The sequence below is a fragment of the Streptomyces netropsis genome, assembly GCF_014203545.1.
Classification (GTDB): Bacteria; Actinomycetota; Actinomycetes; order Streptomycetales; family Streptomycetaceae; genus Streptomyces; species Streptomyces netropsis.
Map to the genome: position 1 here is coordinate 39665 of NZ_JACHJG010000025.1, position 6380 is coordinate 46044.

At 72.3% G+C, this 6380-nt stretch carries 6 protein-coding genes and 1 pseudogene; 3 read left to right on the plus strand and 4 right to left on the minus strand.

What is annotated here, in order from left to right; all coding sequences use genetic code 11:
- Positions 1–37 precede the first annotated feature (37 nt).
- Positions 38–871, plus strand: coding sequence for a class I SAM-dependent methyltransferase (locus FHS38_RS33845; protein ID WP_184740274.1), 834 nt, complete (start codon positions 38–40; stop codon positions 869–871).
- 117 nt (positions 872–988) lie between these two features.
- Here the strand turns inward: FHS38_RS33845 and FHS38_RS33850 are convergent, their stop codons facing one another.
- Both FHS38_RS33850 and FHS38_RS33855 read right to left on the minus strand, forming a co-directional pair.
- Entirely contained in the window at positions 989–2836 is a 1848-nt protein-coding gene (locus FHS38_RS33850) for a M6 family metalloprotease domain-containing protein (protein WP_229822924.1), read from the minus strand.
- Positions 2837–3209: 373 nt separating this feature from the next.
- Positions 3210–4103, minus strand: a complete 894-nt coding sequence (locus FHS38_RS33855) for a helix-turn-helix transcriptional regulator (RefSeq protein ID WP_184740278.1) — start codon at positions 4101–4103, stop codon at positions 3210–3212.
- A 141-nt stretch (positions 4104–4244) separates the two neighbouring features.
- Here FHS38_RS33855 and FHS38_RS33860 point away from each other — a divergent pair, with 141 nt between their 5' ends.
- Together FHS38_RS33860 and FHS38_RS33865 are read left to right on the plus strand one after the other, a co-directional pair.
- The gene (locus FHS38_RS33860; protein WP_184740280.1) at positions 4245–5303 is read left to right on the plus strand and encodes an NAD(P)-dependent alcohol dehydrogenase; all 1059 of its coding nucleotides are present in this window, start codon (positions 4245–4247) and stop codon (positions 5301–5303) included.
- 7 nt (positions 5304–5310) lie between these two features.
- On the plus strand, positions 5311–5625 hold the full coding sequence (locus tag FHS38_RS33865) for a putative quinol monooxygenase (protein WP_184740282.1): 315 nt from the start codon (positions 5311–5313) through the stop codon (positions 5623–5625).
- A gap of 60 nt (positions 5626–5685) precedes the next feature.
- Here the strand turns inward: FHS38_RS33865 and FHS38_RS33870 are convergent, their stop codons facing one another.
- On the minus strand, positions 5686–5994 hold the full coding sequence (locus FHS38_RS33870; RefSeq protein WP_184740284.1) for an SCO5918 family protein: 309 nt from the start codon (positions 5992–5994) through the stop codon (positions 5686–5688).
- 53 nt (positions 5995–6047) lie between these two features.
- Positions 6048–6380, minus strand: a pseudogene (locus tag FHS38_RS33875) (DEAD/DEAH box helicase); the annotation flags it as partial.

Below are 6380 nucleotides of genomic sequence, written 5' to 3' on the forward strand. Positions count from 1 at the left end.
TCGACGTGATCGAGGAAGAGCTGAGGGAGTACGCGCGATGAGCGACAAGGACTTCGACTGGGCCGCGATGGCCGATCTGCTGGAACTCGAGGGCGAGACCCACAGCCCCTACGTACGCCAGGCCTTCGAGGAGCTGGGGCACCTCACGCCACGGCGGATCCTGGACATCGGCAGCGGCCCGGGGGTCGCGGCCTGCCGGCTGGCCGCACGGTTCCCGCAGGCGGAGGTCACCGCGGTGGACGGGTCGCCGGAGCTGCTGGCCCGCGCCGGGGAGCGGGCCGAGCGGCTCGGCGTCCGGCTGCGGACGCAGGTGGCCGAGTTCCCGGAGGGGCTCGCCGACGTGGGCACGGCGGACCTGGTGTGGTCGGGGCAGGTCGTGCATCACGTCGGTGACCAGCAGGGCGCGCTGGACCGGCTGGCCGGGCTCCTCGAGCCCGGCGGGGTGCTGGCCATCGTCGAGGGCGGCCTGCCCGCCCGCCAACTGCCGCGTGACCTGGGCTTCGGCCGTCCCGGCCTGCAGGTCCGGCTGGACGCGGCGATGGCGGAACGCTACAACCGGATGCGCGACGAGCTGCCCGGATCGGTGGCGGTGGTCGAGGACTGGCCCGGCATGCTGCGGGCCGCGGGCCTCACCGGGGTCCGCAGCCGGACGTTCCTCGTGGACCATCCCGCGCCCCTGGCCGAAGGGCCGCGGCGGGCGGTGCGGAGCACGCTGGAGCGGCACCGCAAGGTGCTCGACGGGCTCTTGGACGCCGAGGACCTGGCGACGCTGGACCGGCTGCTCGACCCGGCCGACCCGGGGGGTGTCGACCGGCGCGCGGACCTGTTCCTGCTGACCGCGAAGACCGTGCACTTCGGGCAGCGGGCCTAGGGCGCAGGGCGGGTGGCCCAATCCCCTACCCGCCCCTTCCCGTCACCGGGGCTCCGGTCCTCAAGTGCCGGACGGGCTGTATGCCCGTCCGGCGACCGAGGACGACAGAGCCTCGTCTCACCTCCCCGACTTCGTCAGCGTGCAGGTGGCCGTGGCCGTCTTGCCCGGGTCGCTCTCCGAGCGCGCGGTGAGGACGACCTTGCCGTTCCGTTCGGCACCCGGCTTCGCGGTGACGGCGACGCCGACGGGGACCGTGGTTCCGGACGCGGCGGCGGTGAGCCGGTTGGGGAGCCAGGCGGACCAGCCGCGCCCGGAGGCCGTGGCCGACAGCCGGTAGACGTCGGAGGACAGCCGGGGGTCGGCGGAGGCGGCGCGCCCGGTGTTGGCGAGGTCGAAGGTGCACATGGCCCGGCCGTTCGCGGGCTCGCCCTTCGCCGTGCCCCGTCCGAGCGCGAGTCCGCGGTCCTGCGGTCCCGCGCCGTCCAGGGACTTGACGCCGATGCCGTAGGAGAGCACTCCGGAGGCGTCGCGCCGCACGTCGAGGATGTAGAAGTGCAGCCGGTTGGCCTCGTCGACGTACTCGTCACTGCTGCCGGAGTCGGCCCCCGCGTGGAAGAGCGCGTCGCTGAGCTGCCGGTAGTCGCCCATGGTGATCTTCTGCGGGGTGCCGTCGGGGCGTGTGAAGTCCACCAGGTCGATGTCCTCGGGATGGGCGTCGACCGCCCAGACGAACGGGGCCCGGTCCGCGTTCTTGGTCTTGCTCAGCAGCACCCCGCTGTCGGGCGTGAACGAGTCCATGCCCATGCGGTCGACGACTTCGACCGTGTAGTTCTCGTAGCCGCCGCCGTCGCACAGCGGGTCGGTGGCCCGGTCGCAGGCCGGGGAGAGGTCGCGGCCCATGGTGATGTTGACGCCGGTGAGCCCCTTCTCGCCGGGCGGCGCGGAGCGCGCGGTGACGCGGGCGACGACGAGGCCGGAGTTCTTCAGGGCGTCGCGGTCGAGCCGCAGGACGTTCTTCTCGTCGACGATGCCGAGTTTGAGCTTGTCGCGCAGTACGTGCTGGGCACCCATCGATCCACCGGCGGCGGCGGGGATCCGCCAGCGGGTGTGCGGGCCGCCGGGGCCGTTGAACGAGCCTCGGGAGAGCATGCCCCAGATGCCGGTGTAGGCACGGCTCAAAGGCGTGCCGTAGGGGTTGTTGTAGTTGTCCCCGATGCCCAGGATGTGGCTGAGTTCATGGGCGAACGTGGCCATGCCGGAGCTCTCGGCCTGGGTGGACGAGCCGTTCGCCGCGTTGGGCCAGATGCGGGCGGCCGCCTGCCAGGACGTCCACGGCACGTAGCGGGTCCTGGCCGCGTTCCCGCCGCCGGGGATGGGGGACGGCGGCCCCCAGGCGGCCGGCACGTCCTGCGGGGACGCGAACTTCATCTGGCCGAACTCCTGCCAGGCGGAGGACTCGTCGACCCCGGCGGTGAGGTAGAAGACGAAGTCGAAGTCGTCGACCCTGTCGGCGCCCACGTCGGCGGTCCACGCGCGCTTGCCGTCGACGCGGATGTCCTTGCCGCAGGTGTCCCCGACCGGGCAGGCGCCGGGGTTCATCCCGGGCTCGATGCCGTACTGGTAGGATTTCCACGGCATCCGGTAGACGCCGAAGGCGGTGAGGTCGACGCCGACGCGCCCGCCGGAGTCCTCCATCCAGTACTCGTTGATGGTGTGACCGTGGTTGAGCGTGCCGGGCTTGTTCAGGAAGTCCTGGTAGAACTTGGGCACTTGCGCGCGGGGGATGCCGGAGGCGCCGGGCAGCGGGTTGCCGAAGATGCCGGACCCGGGCGGTCTGCTGACCGAGAACTCCTCATCGGGGTAGTCCAGGAGCACCAGGGCGCCTTTGAACGTGCGCTTCGTGGGCTTGACGTCGGGGTCGGCCCAGTCGGTGCCGGGGACCGCGCGGTATTCGGCCCAGGTCATGTCGTCGGGGTTGCGCCAGCGCTGCGGGTCGATCGGCTGGACGAGGGGCGGTCGCGGCCGGGGGCCGGTGTCGGGTACCGCCCGTGCGGGTCCTGCGGCTACGGCGGCCAGGACACCGAGGAGCAGGGCGAGAACGCTCAGGCTGCGTAACCGACGTGACCGACGGACGCGTCTGCGGCGGAGGAACAAGACTCACCTCTTGTCTGAAGTCATCGGACGAGGAGATGGCAAGCCGTTCGATGGGGGTACCCCACCGTTGGTCAAGGTAGAGCTGAGGGAGACGTGACGCCAGAGTGCCCGCGTGACGTTTGTGAGGACGGATGAGGGCCCCGGCCGGTGGAACCGGCCGGGGCCCTCCTGGTTCGTCGTGCGTTCAGCGGCCCGCCTGGGCCGACCGGGACTCCGGAGTCGCGCTGCCACCGCCCGCCGCGCGGACCTGCTCGGCGAGGACGCCCAGCGCCGCCTCCGACGCCGAGCCCTTCTCGGCCGTGTACGTGATCAGGAGCTGGTCCGGATCGGTCAGGCGCAACGCCTCGTACGACAGCGTGAACTCGCCGACCGCCGGGTGGCGCAGACCGAGACTCCCGTGCCGCTTGGTGCTGACGTCCTGATCGGCCCAGACGTCGCGGAACTCCTCACTGGCGGCCGAGAGCCTCTCCACCAGCGCCGCGTAGCGCGGATCGCCGGGGTGACGGCCCATGTCCATCCGGAAGTTGGCCGCCAGGCACTCCGCCTTGCGCCGCGGGTCCGTGAACCGGTGGCGCACCTCGTCGTCGCAGAAGAACAGCCACAACTTGTTGCGCCGCTCGGGCGGGAGCGCCGCCGGGTCCGTGACGAGGGCGGCGTACAGCGGGTTCCAGGCGAGGAACTCGCTGCCGCGACCGATGACGCAGGCAGGGGTGTCCGACATCGTCTCGAGGAGCCGGCGCACCCCGGGGCGCACCTCCTGCGGCGGCGGAGCCGGCACCGGCCCGCGCGCGCCCACCGGCACGGCCCGTACGAGGTGGTGCAGATGGGTCCGTTCGTCCGCGCCGAGCCGCAGCGCCGTGGCGACCGCGTCGACGATCTCGTTCGAGACGTTGTCGGCCCGGCCCTGCTCGAAGCGCGTGTAGTAGTCCACGCTCACCCCGGCCAGCTGGGCCAGCTCCTCCCGGCGCAGCCCGGGGACGCGTCGGCGCTCGCCGTACAGCGTCAGCCCCGTGTCCTCCGGCTTGATGCGCGCGCGGCGCGACCGGAGGAATGTGCCCAGTTCGGCTCTCTGATCCATGCCGTCGATCCTAGGGACGCAAGGGGGTTCCGACAGACCCAGGCTGGGCGTCACCCGGGCTGGGCCGGACCCTGGGCAGCTCCCGCCGTCGGCGGAAACATGGAGGTCAACACAGAGGAACCGCAAGGAGACAGCAGGATCATGAGCACTTCCGTCACCCAGGTCGCCGCCTACGCCGCCCCCGCCCCGAAGGCACCGCTGGAGCGCACCACCGTGCCGCGCCGCCCGGTCGGCGAGCACGACGTCCTCATCGAGATCAAGTACGCGGGCATCTGCCACTCCGACCTCCACCAGGTCGCCGAGGACTGGGGCCAGGCGCTGTTCCCGATGGTGCCGGGCCACGAGATCGCGGGCGTCGTCACGGCCGTCGGCTCCGGCGTGACGAAGTACGTCCTCGGCGACCGGGTGGGCGTCGGCTGCTTCGTCGACTCCTGCCGCACGTGCGAGAACTGCCTCGCCGGTGACGAGCAGTTCTGCGCGAGCGGCATGACCGCCACCTACCCCTCCGCCCCGGACGGTTCGGCGACCTACGGCGGCTACTCCACCCACATCGTCGTCGACGAGAACTACACCCTGCGCATCCCCGAGGGCATCGCCCTCGACGAGGCCGCACCGCTGCTGTGCGCCGGCATCACGCTGTACTCCCCGCTGCGGCGCTGGAACGCCGGCCCCGGCAAGAAGGTCGCCGTCGTCGGCATGGGCGGCCTCGGCCACATCGGCGTCAAGATCGCGCACGCCCTGGGCGCCGAGGTCACCGTCCTCAGCCAGTCCCTGCGCAAGCAGGAGGACGGGCTGCGCCTGGGCGCCGACCACTTCCACGCCACGAGCGACCCGGAGACCTTCACCAAGCTGGCCGGCTCCTTCGACCTCATCGTCAACACGGTGTCGGCCACCATCGACCTCGACGCGTACCTCGGCCTGCTCCGGACCAACGGCACCCTCGCCAACGTGGGCGCACCCGGCGAGCCCACTCCCGTGGGGATGTTCTCGCTGATCGTCGGCAACAAGACCCTGGCCGGATCGATGATCGGCGGCATCGCCGAGACGCAGGAGATGCTCGACTTCTGCGCCGCGCACGGCATCGGCTCCGAGATCGAGACGATCGCCGTGGATCAGATCAACGAGGCGTACGAGCGGCTGGCCGCGGGAGACGTGCGCTACCGCTTCGTCATCGACACCGCCACCTTCGCCACCCGGTGAGTGCGCGGTGTCCCTGACCGTCATCTCCAGGTTCGAGGCACGACGGGGCCGGGAGGACGGGCTGCGCACCGAACTCGAAGCCCTCATCGAGCCCGCGCTCGACGAGCCCGGCTGTCTCGGTTACGACGTGTACGCCGACCCGAACCGCCCCGAGGTGATGGCGCTGGTCGAGCGGTGGACGAGCGAGGAGGGGCGGGCCGCGTACCTCGCCTCCCCCTGCGCCCGCAGGGCGGCGGAGGTGATGGGCACGCTGCTGTGCCGGCCGCCGGAAGTGCAGTACCTGCCGTGCCCGTGCGCCCGGCCCAGTGGCCCGCCGGGGTGAACTGCTCGCCGCCGGCCCCGCGCGGCCGGGGCACGGGGCGGGGCGGCGACGGTCCGGCCGTCAGAGCGCCGGCGGCGCTCCGAGCAGGGCCGACGCCGTCTCGAACGGGGTCGGGGCGACGGCGGGCGCCGGCGCGGGGACGTCGTGGCAGGTGAAGCCCAGACGGGTCAGCGCCCGGGTCACCTCGCCCGCGGTGAAGTCGCGCCGGTCCTGCCTGGTGATCACTTCCCCCACCTGCTTGACGGGGTAGGTGCGGCGGCCGATGGTCACGGACGGGCCCGTGACGGGTTCGGGCTTGACGCCCTTCATCGAATGCTCGACCTCACTCTTGACCAGGTCGAAGGGGAAGCGGGCGATGACGCAGCGCATAGTGCCTCAACAGGGTGGGAGGGAAGACCGGTAGCGGATGCGGACCGGGGGGATCAGGCGGCGTTACGGGGCGGGGTGCGGCGCTGGGCGGCGCCGCCGGACCGTTCCCGCGCGGAGGCGGAGGCGGCGGAGCGGCGCGCCTGGGCCGGTCGGCTGCGCTGGCCGCGCGCCGAGGAGCCGCGCTTGGGGCGTTCGGCCGCCGGCGCGGAGATGGTGACGGGGACGCCCGAGGGTGCCTGGGCACCGGTGATGCGGCTCAGCTCGGCCTCACCGGAGCGGACCTGGGCGATGTGCGGGGTGATGCCGGCGTCGGCCATGAGGCGGGTCATGTCGCGGCGTTGGTTGGGCAGGACGAGGGTGACGACGCTGCCGGATTCTCCGGCGCG

Excerpts from the sequence above, each read along its gene's own strand:
- FHS38_RS33845 (WP_184740274.1), top strand. The coding sequence starts at position 38 with ATGAGCGACAAGGACTTCGACTGGGCCGCGATGGCCGATCTGCTGGAA.
- FHS38_RS33850 (WP_229822924.1), bottom strand. The coding sequence starts at position 2,836 with ATGACCTGGGCCGAATACCGCGCGGTCCCCGGCACCGACTGGGCCGAC.
- FHS38_RS33855 (WP_184740278.1), bottom strand. The coding sequence starts at position 4,103 with ATGGATCAGAGAGCCGAACTGGGCACATTCCTCCGGTCGCGCCGCGCG.
- FHS38_RS33860 (WP_184740280.1), top strand. The coding sequence starts at position 4,245 with ATGAGCACTTCCGTCACCCAGGTCGCCGCCTACGCCGCCCCCGCCCCG.
- FHS38_RS33870 (WP_184740284.1), bottom strand. The coding sequence starts at position 5,994 with ATGCGCTGCGTCATCGCCCGCTTCCCCTTCGACCTGGTCAAGAGTGAG.